At 66.1% G+C, this 20,471-nt stretch carries 17 protein-coding genes; 11 read left to right on the top strand and 6 right to left on the bottom strand.

Features of this window, described 5'->3' with window-relative positions; all coding sequences use genetic code 11:
- Nucleotides 1-245 precede the first annotated feature (245 nt).
- From ACXDF8_RS17865 to ACXDF8_RS17840, 6 genes are read left to right on the top strand one after another with little or no spacing between them, the layout of a single operon-like run.
- On the top strand, nt 246-1,703 hold the full coding sequence (locus ACXDF8_RS17865; RefSeq protein WP_457224616.1) for an APC family permease: 1,458 nt from the start codon (nt 246-248) through the stop codon (nt 1,701-1,703).
- The gene (locus tag ACXDF8_RS17860) at nt 1,700-2,935 is read left to right on the top strand and encodes an ROK family protein (RefSeq protein ID WP_457224615.1); all 1,236 of its coding nucleotides are present in this window, start codon (nt 1,700-1,702) and stop codon (nt 2,933-2,935) included. The genes ACXDF8_RS17865 and ACXDF8_RS17860 overlap by 4 nt, the downstream gene beginning before the upstream one ends.
- A gap of 57 nt (nt 2,936-2,992) precedes the next feature.
- Nucleotides 2,993-3,883: a sugar phosphate isomerase family gene (locus ACXDF8_RS17855; protein ID WP_457224614.1), complete on the top strand. Its 891-nt coding sequence runs from the start codon at nt 2,993-2,995 to the stop codon at nt 3,881-3,883.
- Nucleotides 3,880-4,896, top strand: coding sequence for a carbohydrate kinase family protein (locus tag ACXDF8_RS17850; protein WP_457224613.1), 1,017 nt, complete (start codon nt 3,880-3,882; stop codon nt 4,894-4,896). The genes ACXDF8_RS17855 and ACXDF8_RS17850 overlap by 4 nt, the downstream gene beginning before the upstream one ends.
- Nucleotides 4,896-5,993 (top strand): aldose epimerase family protein, encoded by a 1,098-nt coding sequence (locus ACXDF8_RS17845; protein WP_457224612.1) that lies wholly within the window; start codon nt 4,896-4,898, stop codon nt 5,991-5,993. Before ACXDF8_RS17850 ends, ACXDF8_RS17845 begins: the two co-directional genes overlap by 1 nt.
- The gene (locus ACXDF8_RS17840; protein WP_457224611.1) at nt 5,990-6,670 is read left to right on the top strand and encodes an L-ribulose-5-phosphate 4-epimerase; all 681 of its coding nucleotides are present in this window, start codon (nt 5,990-5,992) and stop codon (nt 6,668-6,670) included. Before ACXDF8_RS17845 ends, ACXDF8_RS17840 begins: the two co-directional genes overlap by 4 nt.
- Nucleotides 6,671-6,724: 54 nt before the next feature.
- On the opposite strand, the gene ACXDF8_RS17835 is transcribed toward ACXDF8_RS17840, so the two are convergent.
- Both ACXDF8_RS17835 and ACXDF8_RS17830 read right to left on the bottom strand, forming a co-directional pair.
- On the bottom strand, nt 6,725-8,089 hold the full coding sequence (locus ACXDF8_RS17835; RefSeq protein WP_457224610.1) for a wax ester/triacylglycerol synthase domain-containing protein: 1,365 nt from the start codon (nt 8,087-8,089) through the stop codon (nt 6,725-6,727).
- Nucleotides 8,090-8,381: 292 nt separating this feature from the next.
- The gene (locus tag ACXDF8_RS17830; RefSeq protein WP_457224609.1) at nt 8,382-9,638 is read right to left on the bottom strand and encodes an acyl-CoA dehydrogenase family protein; all 1,257 of its coding nucleotides are present in this window, start codon (nt 9,636-9,638) and stop codon (nt 8,382-8,384) included.
- A 128-nt stretch (nt 9,639-9,766) separates the two neighbouring features.
- Between ACXDF8_RS17830 and ACXDF8_RS17825 the strand changes: the two genes are divergently transcribed.
- Nucleotides 9,767-11,023 (top strand): alpha/beta hydrolase, encoded by a 1,257-nt coding sequence (locus ACXDF8_RS17825; RefSeq protein ID WP_457224608.1) that lies wholly within the window; start codon nt 9,767-9,769, stop codon nt 11,021-11,023.
- Here ACXDF8_RS17825 and ACXDF8_RS17820 read toward each other — a convergent pair.
- Genes ACXDF8_RS17820 through ACXDF8_RS17805 form a run of 4 tightly spaced genes read right to left on the bottom strand, consistent with a single transcriptional unit; the run spans nt 11,013 to nt 16,468 of the window.
- The gene (locus tag ACXDF8_RS17820; RefSeq protein ID WP_457224689.1) at nt 11,013-12,659 is read right to left on the bottom strand and encodes an oligopeptide ABC transporter substrate-binding protein OppA; all 1,647 of its coding nucleotides are present in this window, start codon (nt 12,657-12,659) and stop codon (nt 11,013-11,015) included. The two genes, ACXDF8_RS17825 and ACXDF8_RS17820, sit on opposite strands and share 11 nt — an antisense overlap.
- A gap of 49 nt (nt 12,660-12,708) precedes the next feature.
- Nucleotides 12,709-14,556, bottom strand: a complete 1,848-nt coding sequence (locus tag ACXDF8_RS17815) for an oligopeptide ABC transporter ATP-binding protein OppD (protein ID WP_457224607.1) — start codon at nt 14,554-14,556, stop codon at nt 12,709-12,711.
- A complete protein-coding gene (locus ACXDF8_RS17810) occupies nt 14,553-15,494 on the bottom strand; it encodes an oligopeptide ABC transporter permease OppC (RefSeq protein ID WP_457224606.1) in 942 nt (313 codons plus the stop codon). Before ACXDF8_RS17810 ends, ACXDF8_RS17815 begins: the two co-directional genes overlap by 4 nt.
- A complete protein-coding gene (locus ACXDF8_RS17805; protein ID WP_457224605.1) occupies nt 15,491-16,468 on the bottom strand; it encodes an oligopeptide ABC transporter permease OppB in 978 nt (325 codons plus the stop codon). The genes ACXDF8_RS17810 and ACXDF8_RS17805 overlap by 4 nt, the downstream gene beginning before the upstream one ends.
- 131 nt (nt 16,469-16,599) lie before the next feature.
- Here ACXDF8_RS17805 and ACXDF8_RS17800 point away from each other — a divergent pair, with 131 nt between their 5' ends.
- From ACXDF8_RS17800 to ACXDF8_RS17785, 4 genes are all read left to right on the top strand, one after another.
- Complete coding sequence (locus ACXDF8_RS17800; protein WP_457224604.1) at nt 16,600-16,791, top strand: hypothetical protein; 192 nt, start codon at nt 16,600-16,602, stop codon at nt 16,789-16,791.
- A 170-nt stretch (nt 16,792-16,961) separates the two neighbouring features.
- A complete protein-coding gene (gene cysD / locus ACXDF8_RS17795) occupies nt 16,962-17,891 on the top strand; it encodes a sulfate adenylyltransferase subunit CysD (protein WP_457224603.1) in 930 nt (309 codons plus the stop codon).
- The gene (cysC, locus tag ACXDF8_RS17790; protein ID WP_457224602.1) at nt 17,891-19,741 is read left to right on the top strand and encodes a sulfate adenylyltransferase subunit CysN; all 1,851 of its coding nucleotides are present in this window, start codon (nt 17,891-17,893) and stop codon (nt 19,739-19,741) included. Before cysD ends, cysC begins: the two co-directional genes overlap by 1 nt.
- A complete protein-coding gene (locus tag ACXDF8_RS17785) occupies nt 19,738-20,466 on the top strand; it encodes a 3'(2'),5'-bisphosphate nucleotidase CysQ (RefSeq protein ID WP_457224601.1) in 729 nt (242 codons plus the stop codon). Before cysC ends, ACXDF8_RS17785 begins: the two co-directional genes overlap by 4 nt.
- The last annotated feature ends 5 nt before the right edge of the window (nt 20,467-20,471 follow it).

Here is a 20,471-nt window from a genome sequence, read left to right as displayed (position 1 = left end):
GCCACCGGGCGGCGCCACCTGGCCCTTCTGACATTCGTCGATGAGGCATCGGCTTGTCGATGAGACAGCGGCCTACGCGCGGTGTCGGCGATCCGCGATCTGTTCGCGCCGACGACGGTTGCGACTTTGCTGGGCTCTACCGGGTGGATTTACAGATTGGTAACGCCGCTCCTCTTGCCGAGCGCAGCGTCAGGGTCTACCTTCTCCCTTAATAAGGACAGTGTCCGATCTAATTAGGAGATCACGTGGCGACACCGACGCAGGACAAATCCCTCAATGGCGAATCCATCGGGTTGGTCCAGGGTGTTTTTCAAGCGCTCACCCACATGGGGCCGGCCGCCGGGGTTGCCTCGTCGTTGTTGGTCGCGGTCGGTTTCGCCGGCCCGGCAACTCCGCTGGCGGTTCTGTTGGCCTTGATCGTCATCCTGCTCGTCGGGGTGGCGGTCGGCTCGATGGCGAAGGTGTTCAGCACCGCCGGCGGCCTGGCCGATTACGTCGAGCAGTGCTTCGGGCCGAAAGCCGGTGCGTTCGTCGGGTGGCTGTACGCACCCCTGGAACTGCTGATCGCACCGATCGTGCTGGTGTTCTTCGGTCAGTTCCTGTCCGGCACCGTCGACGCCGCGCTGCACGTCAACATCCCCTGGTGGGTCTTCGTGATCCCCGCAGCGCTGCTGGTCTGCCTGCTCAACATCAGAGGTGTCGAGCAGTCGACCGCGACGGGCGTCGTGATGGGAGCCGCCGAACTGGGCATCTTCGTGGTGCTGGCGGTCTGGATGATCGTGTCCAACAGCGGTGAGAACACGCTGGCGGTGTTCAACCCCGCGCACGCACTCGAACCCGGCTGGGCGGGCATCTTCAAAGCGGTGGTGTTCTCGATCCTGGCGTTCCAGGGTTTTGAGACAGCCGCGCCGCTGGCAGAAGAGGTCAAGGATCCCCGTCGCACCATTCCGCGGACGATCATGTACTCCGCTGTGGCGTGTGGAGCCTTCTACATCCTGTGTTCCTACGCCTCGGTCATCGGATGGGGCTTCGACAAGATGGACAGCTTCGCCACGGCGGACAGCCCGTGGATCACCCTGGCCCACAAGTTCTGGGGGCCGGCCTGGGTCCTGGTCCTGCTCGCGCTGGTCAACAGCTTCATCGGTAACGCCAATGCCGGCACCATCGCCGCGTCGCGCATCGTGTTCGCTCTGGGCCGGATGGGCCGATTGCCGGCACGCTTCGCCGACACGCATCCAGTGCATGCGACACCGGTCTTTGCGATCTACTTCCAGACCGCGATATCGATCGGCGTGGCTCTCGTGCTCGGCCTCGTGTTGGGCCCGGTCGTCACCTTCTCCGTGCTCGGGGCGCTCATCACGGTGTTCGCCATCATCATCTACATCATGACCTGCGCGGCATGCATCAAGTACCACCTCGTCGACCACCGAGACGGCGCCAACATGGTGATCCATGTGGTGTTCCCCGCGCTCGCGATCGTCATCCTGCTGGCGCCGTTGTACTTCCAGTTCGTGCCGTGGCCGGATTACCCGGGGAACATCGGTAACATCGCAGCCATCGTGTTCATCGTATGCGCCGCCACCGCAGCCCTTTTCGCTCGCCGCGGTGCCGAGCCTGCCGTGGTGACTGTCGCGCCCGATCTCTCACCGGAAACCTCGGCTGCGACCGGCTTGTTGCCCGCGACGCCGGACGAGCGCCGATGACGTCGGTCGTCGCATTCGACAGCCCGCAGCGGGCGCGGGCACGTAACCGCCGCTTGATCCTCGACGTCGTGCAGAGCAGCGGCGGTATCACCCGGGCCCAGCTCGGCGCGATCATCAAGCTGTCGAAGACGGCGATCAAGGAGATCTGCGACGACCTCATCACCGAGGGCCTGCTGGAGGAGTTTGCGCCAGAGCCTGCCAAACGAGGGCAGGGCCGGCCCGCCTTGGGCCTGCGGGTGGCGACCAAACACGGATTGCTGCTCGGCATCGACATCGGTGCCGACAAAGTCCATGCGCGGGTGGCCAGCCTCACCGGAGAAATCGTCGCGAGCAGGGAGATTCGCACTCGGCGGGAGAAGCCGGATCGTAAGTACCTGCTCAGTCTGGTCGCGAAGTCGGTGGCGGCCATCGGTGCGGAAGATGGTCTGAGCGGTGTCGATTTCCACACCGTCGTCGTGAGTACGCCGGGTGTCGTGGATCCCAAGACTCAGGTGGTCAGTCTGGCACCGCAGATCCTGGGCTGGGACGGGACCGATCTGCAAGCGGCCATCGCGGATTGCCTCGATATCGACACCGAGCGGGTGTTCGTCGAACGGCAGACCGATCTGTCGGTGTTGGCGGAGTCGATCGCCGGCGCGGCCAAGGGAATCGACACCGTGCTGTACGTCCACCTCGGTATCGGCATCGGTGGCGGGATCATCGTCGGTGGCCGACTGTGCACCGGTGCTCTCGGGGCCGCGGGCGAATTAGGTTATTTGCCTTTGAGTTTCGGTGACGAGCCGCCGGTCGGCAGCGGCATCGGCGCCTGGGAGTGGGCGGCCGGCGGCCGGGCCTGGGCGCGGCACGGGCGCTCTGCCGCGATGGAACCCGGCGGTGCGCGCCTTCGCGAACTCGCCGGCGGAGATCCCGACGACGTGGACGCCGAGGTGATCTTCCGCGGCGTCCACGAGGGCGACGCCGCGGCGCTCGCGGTGTTCAATCGTATGACTCGTCGCATCGCCGCCGGCATCGCGTCGGCAGTATGCGTCATCAACCCCGAGTGCGTTCTGATCGCCGGCGGGTTGTCGCGGGGCGGTGATCTATTGATCGAGGCGTTACGCGCTGAGGTCAACGATCTCGTCCCGATCAAGCCGAACATGCGTCTGGCTGCCTTCGGGGCCGACGGCGGTGTGGTCGGCGCCATCTTCAAGGCAACGGAACGTGCGCTGGACGCGCTCAATCCGCTTCCTTGATCCAATTTTCTGACCAAACCGCTTGTAGCGGAATCAATCACGACAAGGAATGAAGTAGTGGAAACTATCTCTAAGCATGCCCTGTTGCAGTGGTGCTCGGTGCCTGCCGCCGATCTGGAGGCACACCCGGACCGCCGGGTGCCGTTACGGATCGTCGCCGATCGGGCCGTCATGGGTGAGACGATGGCCGAGGAACTCGTCACGGCGATCACGGATGCGCAGTTCGCCGGTCGGATCTTCCGGGTGATTCTTCCGTGCGGGCCGATGGCCTGGATGGCGCCGTTCGCAGCGATCGTCAACGCCCGGCAGGTGAACCTGCACAACGTCGAGGTGTTCCACATGGACGAGTGCCTGGACTGGCAGGGGCGCGAACTGCCGTTGGATCACCCCTACAGCTTCCGCGGCACCATGGAGCGCGAGTTCTACGGCGCACTCGAGGAACACTTGCGGCCGCCGCTGGAATTCCGGCATTGGCTTCGACCCGACACCTACCTGCAGATGTCGGCTGCACTCATCGAAGACCCGGCCGACCTCGCCTACGGCGGGTGGGGGCAGGACGGCCACGTCGCCTACAACCAGGCGCGGCGCAATCCGTTCAGTGAACTGTCGGTCGACGACATTCGCAATTCTGTTGCGCGGATGCAGGACAACAACGTCGACACCATCATCGCGTTGGCGCAGCGGACCCTGGGCGGCGCCTATCAGTTCGTTCCGCCGATGTCGGTGACGCTGGGCATGCGCGAGATCCTCGCGGCGCGCAAGGTGCGGCTGTTCAGCGACACCGGCGCCTGGAAGCAGACGGCCCTGCGTGTGGCGTTGTTCGGCGATCCGACGCCCGAGTATCCGATGACCTTGCTGCAGGAGCACCCTGATGCGCTGTTGACGGCCACCGAAGAGACTGCAACACATCCGATTTCGTTGCATGCCGAGTGGGACTTTGCGCTGTGAGCCACGTCGCCTCAGCTGGCTACGACGTCGTCGTCGGAACCGGAGGGCTGGGGGTGGGAACCGCTGTACTCATGCAAGGCAATCACACGCTTGGGCGTGAGGAGAGCAGGGCGGTGCGGTTGGTCGACTCCCGTGACCGGTGCAAGCTGCACATCATCTTGCATTACGTCGCCCGGCTCAGCCGCCCTCGACCTCTGATCGTCCCGGTGGGGTGTGTGGGTGAGGACGCCGCAGGACGAACTGTGTTGACCGAGATGGCATCTGAAGGTATGGATGTATCCCTGGTCTCGATGGACAGGCAGAAGCCGACTCTGAACTCCATCTGTTTCACCTACCCTGACGGCGACGGCGGCAACCTCACCTTCGTCGACACCGCCAGCGCCGATGTCGGTCCGGCCGACATCGGGGCGGCCGAATCGCTGTTCGTCGAGCACGCTGGTCGAGGAATCGCACTCGCCGCGCCGGAGGTCGGGCTGGCGGCCCGCATGGCCCTGCTCGAGCTGGCCACCCGGTACCGCTTCCGCCGATTCGCCTCGTTCCTGTCCGCGGAAATGGCCGAGGTTCACGCCTCGGGCATGCTCGAGCTGGTGGACGTCTTGTCGATCAACTCCGACGAGGCGGCCGCGCTCGTCGGTCACGGCGGGAAACAGGAACCATCCGATCCGGTGGACATCGTCGGACGTGCGGCAGATCTACTCGTCAAAACCTATCCCGCACTGCAGTTTTGCATCACCGCTGGCCGCCGCGGAAGCTGGGTGTGGAACGGTGCGGAACTGGTCCATCGTGAGCCTCGGGCCGTGCAGGCTGTCAACACCGCCGGCGCCGGGGACGCCCACCTGGCCGGGTTGATCATGGGCGAGTTGCGTGGCTTGGGCCTCGTCGCAGCCAACGCGTTCGCATCGCTACTGTCGGCGCTCAGCGTGACCAGCCGCGACACCATCAACACCGATCTCGAGGCCGATGAACCAGCCCTGCGTGCGCTGATCGACGACATGGCGGTCAAACAATGCTGATGACCGGCGGGGTGCGGACCGAGCCGTTCGGTGTCACGCGGGACGGCACGCCGGTGCAGCGCGCGGTGCTGGTGAACCGATGCGGGATGAGCGTCGCGATACTGTCCTACGGCGGTATCGTCCAGACACTCGAGGTGCCCGGGCACGATGCACAGACCGCCAACGTCGTACTCGGATTCGACGACTTCGCCGACTACGAGGCGGATACGGCGTACTTCGGCGCGATTGTCGGCAGGTGCGCCAACCGGATCGGCAATGCCACCTTCCAACTCGACGGTGTGCGGTACCGGTTGAATCGCAACGACGAGTTCGGCACCATGCATGGCGGGGCCGAGAGCCTGGACAAGCGCGTCTGGGATCTGCAAACCTTCGACGAACCCGAATCCTGTGGGGTGCTGCTGACGATACGAAGTGATGACGGCGACAACGGCTTTCCCGGTGCATTGACGATCACGGCGTGCTACGAGCTGTTGCGTAACAGTAACGTCCTGCGGCTGTCGCTGCAGGCGACGACGGATGCGCCCACAGTGGTGAACCTGACCGGGCACAGCTATTTCAACCTGGCTGGCGAGGGTTCGGGCAGCGTCGCCAACCACCTGTTGAAAGTCGAAGCGGACGCATATCTACCGGTGACGCCCTCGCTGGTTCCGACCGGTGAATATGCGACCGTCGATGCGACACCCTTCGACTTCCGTGACCTGCGTCCTGTCGGAGAGCGGGTTCGTGTCGGGGACGAGCAGCTGCGGCTCGGCCGCGGCTACGACCACAATTACGTGCTGCGCAAAGGCCCTGACCGCGACGTGGTGAGCCGCGCCGCTCAACTGGTCGAGTCCGATTCGGGGCGTGTTCTGGAGGTGTGGACGACAGCGCCGGGCCTCGACGTGTACACCGGTAACTTCCTCGACGGCAGCGTGATCGGTCGCAGCGGTCGGATCTACCGGCAGGGTGACGCCATCGCTCTAGAGCCCGAACACTTCGCGGATTCGCCGAACCAGCCGAAGTTTCCGTCGGTGGTGTTGCGTCCCGGTGAGACCTACCGCAACGTCATCGAATACCGGTTCGGGCTCCTCGATCTCCCGATGGGTGCACCGCGATGACCCTCGAGGCGGTGATCGACGACGTGCGCCGGCAGGTGGCCGAGCTGCACCAGGAACTGGTCGTCAACGGCCTAGTTGTGTGGACCGGAGGCAATGTCTCGGCGCGGGTGCCGGGTACGGACCTGATGGTGATCAAGCCCAGCGGTGTGCCCTACGATCGCCTGGGGCCGGCCGATATGGTGCTGTGCACGTTGGATGGTTCCGTCGTGGCGGGCTCGACGGGGTCGCACCGCAAGCCGTCCAGCGATACCGCCGCTCACGCCTACGTCTACCGGCACATGCCCGAGGTGGGCGGGGTGGTTCACACCCACTCCACCTACGCGGTGGCGTGGGCGGCCCGCGGTGAGCCCATTCCGTGCGTGATCACCGCGATGGCAGACGAATTCGGCGGACCGATACCCGTCGGCCCGTTTTCGGTGATCGGCGACGACTCCATCGGCCGCGGCATCGTCGAGACGCTGAGGGGACATCGAAGCCGGGCGGTGCTGATGTGCAATCACGGACCGTTCACGGTGGGAGGTGACGCGCGCGACGCGGTCAAGGCCGCGGTGATGTTGGAGGACGTGGCCAGGACCGTACACATCGCCCGCCAACTGGGGGACCCGCTGCCGATTCCCCAACCGGCCGTCGACCAGCTCTATGACCGCTACCAGAACGTCTACGGCCAGGTGAGTTGAGCCGAGTTGTGACCGTTGCGCTGGGGCGGCAGCGCTAGGTAGGGTCCTGAGTCGTCAATCGGCGAGTGCCAGCACCTCGTCGAATCCCGCCACCAGGCAGTCGGAGAACTCCTCGAAGTCCGGGATCGCGCCGGTGTCGACATCGATTCCCAGCGAACAGGTGTCGAGGTAGGTCAGCAGCGTGACGTTGACGGCCGAGCCCACTGTCGGGCCGAACGCGTACTGCATGCGCACCTTCGCTCCGCCGAGATACACCTGTACCGGGACGCCCGGCACGTCGCTGCACAGGAAGTCCACGTGCCGCAGCACCGAGCCGATGTACCAGCGCGGCATCAGGTTCAGCGCGCCGGCGATCAGCTGCGTGTATGGCAGCGACTTTTCGGCGCGCACCTTCGCCGTCCTCTCACTGATCTGGCTGATCCGCTGCGCCGGGTCGGTTACACCGGCCGGAACGTCGAAGCGCATCAACCCGATTCGGTTGCCGCCCATGCCGTCGTCCGCTGTCCGCAGGCTGATCGGCATGGTCAGGTGCAGCTCGCCCACCGGCACACCGTGCTTCTCGTGGTAGCGGCGCAGCCCACCGGCCACTCCGGCCACGAACGCATCGTTCAGCGAGCCGCCGCTGCGGTGCGCGGCCTCCCGTAGCGCCGGCAGCGACACCTCGTGGACACCGAGCCTGCGAACCAGCGTGCGGTTTTTCATCAGCGTCGAGCCGGTCTCGGTCACCGGGCGCACGGTGCGGTACACCGATGCGGCCAGCTCGGTGGCTGCGGCGGCGGTCTGCAGTGGACGCCGAATCGTGTTGAACACCAGGCGGGGAACGGTCTTCACGGTCTCGGTGACCGCCTTGCCGAGAAGTCCGGCGTCGTAGCGCACGGCGTCGCGGTAACCCTCCAGCGGCTGCGACGAGGTCCACACCGGCTCGTCTGGTACCGAGTCGATGGCGCGCGGCTCCTCGGTGGGATCGAACAGCGTCATCGCGATCTGCACTCCGCCGACACCGTCGGTCAGCGCGTGGTGGAACTTGCACAGCACCGCCGCCCCGCCGTCGTCGAGCCCTTCGATCAGGGTGGCGTTCCACATCGGCCGAGCCCGGTCGAAGTCGTCCATCGCGGCCAGCCGCGCCATCTCCAGCACGCCGTCGAGGTTGCCCGGCTGGGGCGCCGACACGCGGCGCATGTGGAAGTCGAGATCGAAGTCCGGTGCCCACTCCCATCGCGGGGGCGCCGGCGGAAGGGTCTCGACCACCCGCTGGCGGAACATCGGCAGGTTGCGGCTAACGATGGCGAACCGCTCCCTGACCAGCTCCCAGTCCGGTGACCGGTCCAGAAGGATCACCGTCACCACGGTGGATCTCAGCCGCGGGTCGGACTCCATCGACCACGTGAACGCGTCGGTGCTGCGCATGAATTCAGTCATTGTGTGCTCCGTCACAAACTTACGGCGGCGGTCACACCCGACAGAAGGTCACGCGGGCAACTCGGGACTTTGTCCCCTAACGAAGGTGTCCGATGGCGTGGACGCCCTTGCGGGTCACCTCAGCCGGCGGCCTGCAATCGGCGGTACCGGCACCACCGAGTCGACGAAGTCGTTCAACGTGCTCGGCCTCGAGGCCGACTTTGGTCTCCAAGGTCGGTCGAGATCGACGAAATGGTGCTGCCCACTTGCACTTCTTCGCCCATACGTCGGTTTGGGCGAAGAAGGAAGCGCGTCAGAAGTAGGCGTTGGCCGGCACAGGCGTGCCGTGCAACAGGTTCTGGCCGATCACCCGGGCCTTGTACGCCACCGGGTTGTGCAGCGTGATCGTGCGAACGTTGCGCCAGTGCCGGTCGAGGTTGCGTTGCCGGCTGGCCGCACTGGCACCGCCCAGTTCGAGCAGCCGGGTCGCCGCTTCCGGGGCGACGGCGTCCAGATGCACCTTCACCTTGGCGACCTTGAGCTGGGCCTCGACCGAGAGGTCCGCGTCCGGCACGCCCGGGATGGACGGGTGTACCGAAGCCGTCGCAGCCTCGACGGCGCCTGCGGCGTCGAGCACCGCGGCGCGGGCGATGTAGGCGGTGCTGGCCAACTCGCCCAGGAGGCGCTGATAGAGCGGATCGTCCACCGGGCTCTCGGCCAGTGCATGGCTGAAGCTGCGGGTGCGCGAACGCAGCAGCTCGACCCCGTCGTCGACGATGGTCTGCAGCACGCCCGCCACCACGGCGTGGATGTAGAGCTGCAAGGAGGCGTATTGCACCGTCGGCGCCGGGTCGGCGTCGTAGGGGGAGTCGGCCAGCACCTCTTCGGGTGTCACGGCGACGTCGGTGAAGATCGTCGTGCCGGTTCCGGTGCGACGCTGACCGAAGCCGTCCCAGTCGTCGATCAGCCGGACACCCTCACGGTCGGCGGGGACGATGACCGTGGCCACCGAGTCGTGGTCGGTGGTCGCCGTGACGGTCAGGTAGTCGGAGAACAACGTTCCGGTGCTGTAGAACTTCTCGCCGGTGAGCCGGAAGCCGTCCGAAGCAGGTAACAACCGGGTGTTGAACACCAGGCTGCCGACCGCGTTCGATCCCTTCTCGCTGAACGCATTACCGACGATTTTGCCCTCGGCGACCTTGGCCAGCCACTGCCGCGAGCGAGGATCTGTGCCAATTCCCGGGTCGCTTCGCTCCTGCCCTCCGCCGAGAGTGCGCAGGCGCTCCTCGACGAACCAGAAGTGTGTCCGGAAGATGTGCGCCACAATCGGATCAGCCGCCGCGACATCGATGATCGTCGAAAACAGCTGGCGGACAGTGTAATCAGCGCCACCGAGCTCGGCGGGCAGGCGCAGCGTGCCGAAACCGGCCCGCTTGAGAGCGTTGACCTGGTCGAACGGGTTCTCGTCGTTCAGGTCTCGGTCCTTGGCGCCCGACCGGATGGTAGCGAGCAGATCGGTGAACTCCGGTGTGCCCGGCAGGATGCGGTTGACAGATTCAACAGTGGTCATGGCCCTGTTTCTACCGACGGCCCACGAGCGGGACACTGCTTTGGCTCACCCCGAACCTAAGACCCTGCCACCGGCCGCATTCCCTTCCCGGCGCGCGGAAGGCAGAATCGAGGGATGGCAGGCCGGCGATGACTCTGAACGGGAAACGTCGTCGAGCCCACCGCAAACTGGCCGCGCTGCCCGGTGTCCGGCCGGTTCGCCGGCCGGTGACCGCGGGTGGTCGCGACGAATTCGACCTGTACTACGTGCGCACCGGACGGAAGAGCAGGCACCCGGTGGTCATCATCCCCGGCGGTCCGGGCGCCGCTTCGATTGCGCTCTACCGGGGCCTTCGGCGGCGCGCGGCCGCCGCAGGACTCGACGTGATCATGGTCGAACACCGCGGCGTCGGGATGTCACGCCATGACGACGCAGGCGCCGATCTGCCGCCGGAGGCCTTGACCATCGAACAGGTCGTCGACGACGTCGCCGCCGTGCTCGACGACGCCAAGGTCGATCAGGCAACTATCTACGGCACTTCCTACGGCACCTATATCGCTGCCGGGGTCGGAGTGCGCCACCCGTCCCGCGTGCACGCGATGATCCTGGATTCGCCGCTGCTGGCCGGTGACGACATCGAGGTGGTGCGCCGCACACTGCGCAGCGTGCTCTGGCACGGGCACCAACCCGATACCGAGGACCTCGCCCACAAGGTTCGCCAGCTGGTCGGCGTCGGGGTGATGACGCCGTCCGCAGCGCAGCTGGCCGCGGCGGTCTACGGGTTCGGTGGGGCGAGCCTGCTGAGCCAGCAGCTGGACCTTCTGGTGGCCGGCCGACACCTGCTGTGGACGGTGATGGGCCGCGTCGGCGATCTTCTGGAGGGCCGAAAGACGCCGTACCACAACGAGTCCGATCTCGTCGGCCGGATCGGTTACCGCGAGTTGAACTACGCGGCCACTCCGGACGGATTGCCGCTCGACCCGGCCGTGGCGATGCGGGAGTCCGCTGACAACCCGGCGGCGTTCGAGGCGGAGCCCTTCGATCTGGTCGCCGAGCTGCCACGGTTCAGCTGGCCCACGGTCATCGTCTCCGGTGGCCGGGACCTGACGACCCCGCGACCCGTTGCCGAGCGGATCGCCGGCCTCGTCGACGGTTCGGTGCTGGTGCGGTTGCCGAGCACGGGTCACAGCTTGCTCGACACCAAGGAGCGCGCAGCACTGCGCATCGCCTGCGTCACAGCCGCCGGCAGGATCGACACCCTGCCGGCGCAGGCGGACGAGCTGGACGCACTGCCCAGCCGGCTCGCCGTGCGGTTGATGGTGTCGGCGATCTCGGCGGCCGCACGGCTCGAGGCCGCGCTGCCCGTCGCGGTCATGCGCACCCCGACCGGTCGGGCTACTTCATGAAGCCGATCGCGGTGTAGTTCAGGTCACCGAGACCTGCCGGGCCGAAGTTCGCCAGATTACTGCGGACGGCGACGTTACCGGCGGACTGGAACAGCGGCAGGCTGAACACTTCGCCGAAGATCAGCTTGTCCAGTTCGTTGGCGAGGTCGCGGGCCTTGTCCGGATCCAGTTGGTCGAGAACCTGCTCGACCTTGGCGTCGATCTCGGGGCTACTGATCTTGCCGAAGTTGCTCTCGGCGCCGGTGGTGTAGATCTGATTCAGTGAACCCAGGGCGAACGCGTCACCGCCCCAGCTGAATTGGGCGATGTCGAAGTCACCGGGAATGACGTAGTTGGTGAAGAAGCCGTTCCCGGGTTTGGCGTCGATCTGTAGGTTGACACCGATCTGGGCCAGGCTGTTCTGCGCGACGAGGGCGACCTGGCGGGTGGTCTGCGCGTCGTAGAGAACATCGCGGATGACCAGCTGCTTGCCGTCCTTCTCGCGGAACTGCCCGTTGAGCTTCCAGCCCAACGCGTCGAGTTCGGCCTTGGCCTTCTCCGGGTCGTACGCGACGACCTGACTGTTGTCCTGGTAACCCTCCTGGCCGGCCACGAAGATGTGGTTGTTCAGCGGCACCGGTTTGTCGACCAGCCCGCGTTGCGTGACATCGGCGATCGCCTGTCGGTCGATGCCCTTGGCGACCGCCAGCCGCAGTGCCTTGTCCGCCAGGATCGATCCCGGCGCGCCGTTGAAGGTCAAGTGATACCACATCAGACCAGGCGTTCGGCGGATCGAGATCCCGGCGGTGCGCCGGGCGATGGTGAGCTCGTCGAGTGATCCGAGTCCGGTGGCGTCGATGGTGTTGTTCTGCAGAGCCGGGACCCGAGCCGCGTCGTCGAGCACCAGGAAGGTGATGGAGTCCAAGAGCGGCTGGGTTCCCCACCACTTCGGGTTCCGGGTCAAGGTGATGCGTTGTGCGGTGCGGTCCAGCGTCGAGACGATGAACGGACCTGCGGACGGTCCGGGGCCGCCTAGCTGACCCTTGTTGAACGCTTCCGGGCTGCCGGTCACGCTCTTGGGGAAGAGCATGTTGTTGCCGGCGAACATGCCGCGCCAATCCGAGTAGGGCTTGGCGAACGTGATGACCGCCTGGCGGTCGTCGACACCCTTGGTGACCGAGGCGACCCGGTCACTGCCGTCCGGCGAGGCGATCGCGAAGGCCTTGTCCTTGCCGCTGCGGGCATTGATCTGGGCGGCGATGTCCTCCCAGGTGATCGGCGTTCCGTCGGACCAGACGGCCTTGGGATTGATGGTGTAGGTCACCACCTGCGGGTTCGTGCTGGTCAGTTCGACGCTGGTGAAGTAGTCGTTGTTGACCTTCATCGATCCGTCGGAGGAGATGACGAACGCGCGTGGCATGGTCGGCCGCAGCACCGCCCCGGTGTCACCGTCGTTGCCGTCGACATTGAGCGTGTTGAAGTTCGCCGGAAACGATGTCAGCGCCAGCCGCAGGTTGCCGCCCTGGCGCAGGGTGGCCGGGTCCTGCGGATTGATGTCGCTGGTGGAGCCTACCTCGGCGTTGCCGCCCGCCGGCGGGACGTCTCGCTTGCTGCTCGAACAGCCTGCCAGCACCACGCTCGCCACGATTGCCAGCACTGCGATTCGGCCGGCGTGCCGGCGGATCAATGAGGTCACGCCGTCGATGCTAGTGGCGAGTGGGATCCGGTTGCGGGATGGCGGCCAGCAACGTCTGGGTGTACTCGTGCTGGGGGTGGGCGAAGACGGCATCGGCGTCGCCGTATTCCACCATCACGCCGCGGTGCATCACCGCGACGCGATGAGCCAGGTGTTTGACCACCGACAGGTCGTGCGAGACGAACAGATACGACAACCCGAACTCGCGTTGCAAGTCCAACAGCAGGTTGATGATGCCCGCCTGGATGGACACATCGAGCGCGGACACCGGCTCGTCGAGGGCCATGATCTTGGGCTGCAGCGCCAGCGCGCGCGCGATGCCGATTCGTTGCTTCTGCCCCCCGGAGAACTCCTGCGCGTAGCGGCTGGCGTCGGCACGGCGCAACCCGACGATCTCCAACAGCTCGGCCACCCGGGTGTCGATGGCGGACTTGTCGAAGCCGTTGGCCTGCAACGGTTCTGCCAGCAACTCGAAGACCGGAAGCCGGGGGTCCAGGGAAGCGACCGGATCCTGGAACACCACCTGCAGATCCCTGCGCAGCTCACGCCGCCGGGCAGACGTCAGTGTGGCGACATCGTTGCCGAGCACCTCGACGGTGCCCGACTGCGGCGCACTGAGCTCCAGGATCTGGTGCAGCGTGGTGGACTTGCCGGAGCCGGATTCACCGACGATACCCAAGGTTTGGCCCGCCAACAGCTCGAAGCTCAGCCCGTCGACCGCGCGCACCTCGCCGATCTGGCGGCGGAACACCACTCCCTTGGTGAGCCGGTAGGTCTTGACCAACTCCCGGACCCGCACGACGACGGGGGGATCGGCAGCATCGGGGGTATCAGCAGGCTGGGTGGACACCCCGTAGATCTGGGCGGCGCTGCGGCCCTGCACCTGGTCGGTACGGATGCACGCCGCGAGGTGGCCGTCTTCGGGGCCGACGGCCACCAATGCCGGTTCCGCGGTGTGGCATTCGTCGATCGCCAGCGGGCATCGTGGCGCGAAGGGACAGCCCGGCGGCAGCGCCACCAACGACGGCGGCGCACCGGGAATCGGGACCAACCGGGTGCCTTGTGGCGCATCAAGGCGGGGGGCCGAGCCCAACAGCCCTGCGGTGTAGGGCATTCGGCGATCGCGGTACAGCTCGTCGACACCGCCTACCTCGACGGCGCGCCCGGCGTACATGACCAGCGCACGGTCGGCGAACTCGGCCACCACGCCCAGGTCGTGGGTGATGATCAGCACCCCGGCGCCGGTGACATCACGGGCGGTCTTGAGGACGTCGAGGATCTGCGCCTGCACGGTGACGTCGAGGGCGGTCGTCGGCTCATCGCAGATGAGCAGGTCCGGGTCGTTGGCGATCGCGATGGCGATGACCACGCGCTGCCGCTCGCCCCCGGACAGTTCGTGGGGGAAGGCACGTGCCCGCTGTTCGGGTTGGGCGATGCCGACCAGATCGAGCAGTTCGACTGCGCGGGCCCGGGCGGCCCGCTTGGTGACGTCGCGGTGATGCACCCGGATCGCTTCGGCGATCTGGTCGCCCACGGTGTAGACCGGGGTCAGCGCCGACATCGGATCCTGGAACACGGTGCCGATGCGACGTCCGCGGATCGTCGACATCTCCTCGTCGGACCGGCCGAGAAGTTCCCGGCCGGCCAACCGCACCGAACCGGAAACCCCGGCATATTCGGGCAGCAGTCCGATTGCCGCCATCGCCGCGGCCGACTTTCCCGACCCCGATTCGCCGACCATGGCGAGCACCTCGCCGGGGTGTACCTGATAGGTCAGGCCCCGCACCGCGGCGAGGTCGCCGCTGTCGGTGGGGAAGGTCACGGTCAGGTCGGTGACATCCAGTAACGGCTCGGTCATGTGTCGGTCTTTTTCGTGGTCTTCACGCGTCCTCGCCGCAGCGTGGCGCTGCCCGGGTCCAGGGCGTCGCGCAGTCCGTCACCGGTGAGGTTGGCGCACACCAGGATCAGCACCAAAACCCCGGCGGGGAACAGGAACACCCACGGGAATGTGGTCGCCGATTTGGTGCCGTCGGCGATCAGGGTGCCCAGCGAGACGTCCGGGGGCTGGACACCGAAACCTAGGAAGCTCAAACCGGTTTCGGCCAGGATCGCGACCCCGACGTTCAAGGCGGCGTCGATGATCAGGATCGAGGCGACGTTGGGGATGATGTGGCGGGTGATGATCCGGTGGTTCGGGACTCCCATATAGCGGGCGGCCTGGACGTATTCGCGTTCACGCAGGCTCATCGTCAGGCCCCGCACCATCCGGGAGCTGACCATCCAACTGAAGCCGGCGAGCAGGACGATCAGCAGCGCGATGTTCGCCGAGTTCTTGGTGCGGGGTGTGATGATGGCGATCAGGATGAAACTGGGCACCACCAGCAGCAGGTCCACCAGCCACATCAGGGCCCGGTCGCGCCAGCCGCCGAAGTAGCCGGCGATCGAACCGACGGTCGCGGCGATCGCGGTCGAGATCACCGCCACGCACACACCGATGAGCATCGATTTCTGCATTCCGCGCAGGATCTGCGCCAACAGGTCCTGCCCGAGCGCGTTGGTGCCGAGCCAGTGCTCGGTGCTGGGCGGGTCCTGCAACGCGTAGAAGTCGAGCTCGGTGTAGGACCAGGGCAGCAGTGGCGGCAACGCGTAACAGCCGATCAACAGCAGGGCCAGCACCACCAGGGAGACCATCGCCGCGCGGTTGCGGGCGAACCGGCGCAGCACCAGGGTGCGCCGCGAGGCGAACTCCTCGGGTTTCAGCCCAGACTGGGCCGCCGTGCTGGTTGGGTCGGTCATGTCACCCTCACCCGGGGATCGAGGATCGCGTAGATGACGTCGGACAGTAGGCCGGCGAGCAGCACGACGGCACCGGAGAAGACCGTGATCGCCGCGACGATGTTGGTGTCCTGGGTGGCAATGCCCTGGACCACCCACTCGCCCATACCGTGCCAGCCGAAGATCTTCTCTACGAACACCGCGCCGGTGACCAGGCCGGCGACACCGTAGGCGAACAGCGTGGCCATCGGGATCAACGCGGTGCGCAACCCGTGCCGGAACAGGGCTTGGCGCCGGGTGAGGCCCTTGGCCCGGGCGGTCCGGATGAAATCCTGGCCGAGTACGTCGAGCATCGCATTGCGTTGGTAGCGGCTGTAACCCGCGATCGCGCCCAGCGCGAGGGTGACGGTCGGCAGGATCAGATGCTGGAGGCGGTCGACGAACTGGTTCCAGGTCCCACCGACGGCGTCTGGCGACGTCTCGCCGGTGTACTCGAAGATCTGCAGTCCCAGAACGGAATTGACTTTCAGGGCGGCCAGGATCGCCAGGTTGGCGATGACGAACGTCGGCGTGCTGATCACCAGCAACGACAGCAGGGTGATGACGCGGTCCGAGAGCCGATACTGACGCACCGCCCCCCAGGCGCCGACCGCGACACCGATCACGGTGCCCAGTACCGAGCCGATCACCAGCAGCCGCAGACTGACCCCGATACGCCGCCACAGTTCGTCGGACACCGGCTGGCCGTTGACGGTGGTACCGAAGTCGCCGTGCACTGCGCCGGCGACCCAGTGGCCGTAGCGCAGTGGGATCGGCTTGTCGAGATCAAGTTCCGCGGCCTTGGCGTCGATGACGGCCTGCGGGGGGCGCGGATTGCGCTGCAGCAGGCTGTTCAGCGGTGTGAACGTCAGCGAGGTGAGGGTGAAGGTCAGAAAGGAGGCCAGCGCCAGCAGCACCAGGTAGTTCAGCAGGCGGCGTGCCAGAAAGCGCGTCATGGGCCGCCATCCGCCGTTTGGTGCATGCAGCACAGGGTAGGAGATGACGGGCTCACGCGACGGTAATGGCCGCGGTGACGGGTCGTGGTGCCCGGCCTTTACCACCTGGTTGTCCGGGTAAGTCCCGGGCTGTGAATCACATCGCACTCCGGCAGCTGCCCGCCGGTCTCGCTGCGACCGTGCTTGTCGTCGGCGTGCAGATTCCGGCCGGTGACGTCGACCAGCCAGGAGGCCCTGCCGCGCTGCCCGGTGGCGGCAACCACCAAATGTGTTCGCTGAGCGCGAACATCGCAGGTTCGCGCGTCTACCCGGCGCTGTCCTGACGCCGCGGACTGCTGAGACGAGTCTGCGCCCAGATCGCGATCGGACACGATTTTGCGCTCCGGATGCAGACTCGATGGCTGAATCAATCTCTTGACTTCACCGGTGGTGGTCGCTAAATTCCAGTTAGCTTTGTAATTCTGGTCAAATCTACCAACTTTACGAGGAAATAATGGCGAGTCCGGTGGTCGAACGCCCCATGCCGGGGCAGTACGAGCTGAGCCACTTGCGGTCCCTGGAGGCCGAGGCAATCCACATCATTCGAGAGGTTGCCGCAGAGTTCGAGCGCCCCGTGCTGCTGTTCTCCGGCGGTAAGGACTCGATCGTGATGCTGCACCTGGCGATCAAGGCGTTCGCGCCGGGCCGGTTGCCATTTCCGGTGATGCACGTCGACACCGGGCACAACTTCGAAGAGGTGATCTCCACCCGAGACGAGCTGGTCGCCCGATACGGGCTGCGGCTGGTGGTCGCCAGCGTCGAGGAGGACATCGAAGCCGGCCGCGTGGTGGACAACGGGCCGTCACGCAACCCGCTGCAGACGGTCACGCTGCTCCGCGGCATCCGGGAGAACAAGTTCGACGCCGCATTCGGCGGGGCGCGCCGCGACGAGGAGAAGGCGCGCGCCAAGGAGCGCGTGTTCAGCTTCCGCGACGAATGGGGTCAGTGGGACCCCAAGGCGCAGCGGCCCGAGCTGTGGAACCTCTACAACGGACGGCATCGCAAAGGCGAGCACATCCGCGTCTTCCCTTTGTCGAACTGGACCGAGTACGACATCTGGGCCTACATCGGTGCCGAGGGCATCTCGCTGCCGTCGATCTACTACTCGCACACCCGGCCGGTGTTCCAGCGCGACGGAATGCTGCTGGCCGTCCACGAATACATGCAGCCGAACCCAGACGAAGAGGTCTTCGAGACCGCGGTGCGATTCCGCACCGTCGGCGACGTCACCTGCACCGGCTGTGTGGAGTCCACGGCGGCCACCGTCGAGGAAGTGATCGCCGAGACCGCGCTGTCGCGGTTGACCGAACGCGGCGCCACCCGTGCCGACGACCGTATTTCCGAAGCCGGCATGGAAGACCGCAAGCGGGAAGGCTACTTCTGATGAGCACTCTGTTGAGGCTGGCCACCGCTGGCTCCGTCGACGACGGCAAGTCCACGCTCATCGGCCGGCTGCTCTACGACTCGAAAGCCGTGATGGAGGACCAACTCGCAGCGGTCGAGCGCACATCGCGTGAGCGTGGCAACGACTACACCGACCTCGCGCTGGTGACCGACGGGTTGCGCTCCGAGCGTGAGCAGGGCATCACCATCGACGTTGCGTACCGCTATTTCGCTACGGCCAAGCGCAAATTCATCATCGCCGACACCCCCGGTCACATTCAGTACACCCGCAACATGGTGACCGGCACCTCGACTGCTCAACTGGTCATCGTGCTCGTCGATGCCCGACACGGGCTGCTGGAGCAGTCCCGCCGGCACGCCTTCCTGGCCTCGTTGCTGGGTGTGCAGCATGTTGTGCTCGCGGTCAACAAGATGGACCTCATCGACTGGGACCGTGAGCGTTTCGAGTGGATCCGCGAGGAGTTCCACGCCTTCGCCGCCCGGCTGGACATCCACGATGTGACCACCATCCCGATGTCTGCGCTCAATGGCGACAACGTGGTGACCCGATCGGACAAGGCCCCGTGGTACGACGGCCCGCCGCTGCTGTCGCATCTGGAGGATGTCTACATCGCCGGTGACAGGAATCTGGTCGACGCACGCTTCCCGGTGCAGTACGTGATCCGGCCGCAGACCGTCGAGCACGCCGACCACCGCAGTTACGCGGGAACGGTCGCCAGCGGTGTGCTTCGCCCCGGTGACGAGGTCGTTGTGCTGCCCAGCGGAAAAACCAGCCGCATCACCACGATCGACGGGCCCAGCGGCCCGGTGGAAGAAGCTTTCCCGCCGATGGCGGTGTCGATCAGCCTGGCCGACGACATCGACATCTCCCGCGGTGACCTGCTGGCGCGGCCGCAGAACCAGCCCGTTGCCACACAGGAATTCGACGCAACGGTGTGCTGGATGGCCGACGATGCATCGCTGGAACCCGGACGCGACTACATCATCAAGCAGACCACCCGTACCACCCGCGCCCGGGTGGCCGGCCTGGATTACCGGTTGGACGTCAACACCCTGCACCGCGACAAGAGTGCAACGGCGCTCAAGCTCAACGAACTCGGCCGGGTCACGCTGCGTACCCAGGTGCCACTGCTGCTCGACGAGTACTCCCGCAACGCGGCTACCGGATCCTTCATCCTCATCGATCCGGACACCAATGTGACGGTGGCGGCGGGCATGGTTCGCGACACCTCTCCGGTGGCGAGTCGCAGCGCCTCACCCAACACCGTGCGGCACCAGTCGCTGGTGGGTGCGGGTGAGCGGTTAACCAAGGGCCGCACCCTGTGGTTCACCGGTCTCTCCGGCTCCGGGAAGTCGTCGGTGGCGTGCCTGGTCGAACAGAAGCTCCTCGAACACGGTTGGCCCGCTTACATTCTCGACGGTGACAATCTGCGCCACGGGCTCAACGCCGATCTCGGTTTCTCGATGGCGGATCGCGCCGAGAACCTGCGCCGGTTGGCCCACATCGCCACGCTGATGGCCGACGCGGGGTTGACGGTTCTGGTGCCGGCGATCAGTCCGTTGGAGGAGCATCGCGAGCTGGCCCGCAAGGTCCATGTCGAACAGGGGGTGGAGTTCTTCGAGATATTCGTGGACACGCCGCTGGAGGACTGCGAGCGACGTGACCCGAAGGGGTTGTACGCCAAGGCTCGTGCCGGGGAGATCACCCACTTCACCGGGATCGACAGCCCGTACCAGCGTCCTAAGAACCCCGATCTGCGGCTCACCCCGGAATACCGCCCCGATGATCTGGCTCAGCAGGTCATCGACTTGTTGGACGTGCAGAGGTGAGCGACCACGACCTGGCTGCCACGCTGGCGACCAAGGCGGGCGAGTTGCTGCTCGGTGTGCGCAGCGAACTGGCCGAGGCGTCGGCGGCGGAGCGGAAAGCGGCGGGCGACAAGCGTTCTCACGACTATCTTATGGAGGCACTGGCTGCGCAGCGGCCCGGGGACGCGGTGCTTTCCGAGGAAGGGGCCGACGACCCGATCCGGCTGCGCAGCGAGCGGGTGTGGATCGTCGATCCTCTCGACGGCACCCGGGAGTTCTCCGAACTCGACCGGGACGACTGGGCCGTACACGTGGCGTTGTGGTCCGGTGGTGAGCTGATCGCCGGTGCGGTAGCCCTGCCCGCGCAGGGCGTCACGTTCGCCACTCCGGCCGTCGCGCCGCCACCACCGGCGCCGGTCGTGCCGCGCATCGTCGTGTCGCGTACCCGGCCGCCGGCGATCGCCCTGCAGGTTCGCGAGGCGTTGAACGGCACCCTGGTCGAGATGGGATCGGCCGGCGCGAAGGTCGCTGCCGTGGTGCAGGGTCGCGCCGACGTCTACGTCCATGCCGGTGGTCAGTACGAGTGGGATTCGGCCGCGCCGGTGGCGGTGGCCCAGGCCGCGGGGTTGCATACCTCGCGTATCGACGGGTCGCCCTTGCGGTACAACCGACCCGACCCGCTGTTACCGGACCTGGTGGTGTGCCTGCCGCAGTATGCCGAGGCGGTGCTGGCCGTCACGAAGTAGCGTGG

This window comes from Mycolicibacterium sp. CBM1, from assembly GCF_054073305.1.
The sequence above is the reverse complement of the archived record's forward strand: the minus strand, read 5'-3'. Positions and strand labels throughout refer to the sequence as shown.

Excerpts from the sequence above, each read along its gene's own strand:
- ACXDF8_RS17840 (WP_457224611.1), top strand. The coding sequence starts at position 5,990 with ATGACCCTCGAGGCGGTGATCGACGACGTGCGCCGGCAGGTGGCCGAG.
- ACXDF8_RS17830 (WP_457224609.1), bottom strand. The coding sequence starts at position 9,638 with ATGACCACTGTTGAATCTGTCAACCGCATCCTGCCGGGCACACCGGAG.
- cysD (WP_457224603.1), top strand. The coding sequence starts at position 16,962 with ATGGCGAGTCCGGTGGTCGAACGCCCCATGCCGGGGCAGTACGAGCTG.
- ACXDF8_RS17825 (WP_457224608.1), top strand. The coding sequence starts at position 9,767 with ATGACTCTGAACGGGAAACGTCGTCGAGCCCACCGCAAACTGGCCGCG.
- ACXDF8_RS17835 (WP_457224610.1), bottom strand. The coding sequence starts at position 8,089 with ATGACTGAATTCATGCGCAGCACCGACGCGTTCACGTGGTCGATGGAG.
- ACXDF8_RS17810 (WP_457224606.1), bottom strand. The coding sequence starts at position 15,494 with ATGACCGACCCAACCAGCACGGCGGCCCAGTCTGGGCTGAAACCCGAG.
- ACXDF8_RS17815 (WP_457224607.1), bottom strand. The coding sequence starts at position 14,556 with ATGACCGAGCCGTTACTGGATGTCACCGACCTGACCGTGACCTTCCCC.
- ACXDF8_RS17805 (WP_457224605.1), bottom strand. The coding sequence starts at position 16,468 with ATGACGCGCTTTCTGGCACGCCGCCTGCTGAACTACCTGGTGCTGCTG.
- ACXDF8_RS17860 (WP_457224615.1), top strand. The coding sequence starts at position 1,700 with ATGACGTCGGTCGTCGCATTCGACAGCCCGCAGCGGGCGCGGGCACGT.
- cysC (WP_457224602.1), top strand. The coding sequence starts at position 17,891 with ATGAGCACTCTGTTGAGGCTGGCCACCGCTGGCTCCGTCGACGACGGC.
- ACXDF8_RS17845 (WP_457224612.1), top strand. The coding sequence starts at position 4,896 with ATGACCGGCGGGGTGCGGACCGAGCCGTTCGGTGTCACGCGGGACGGC.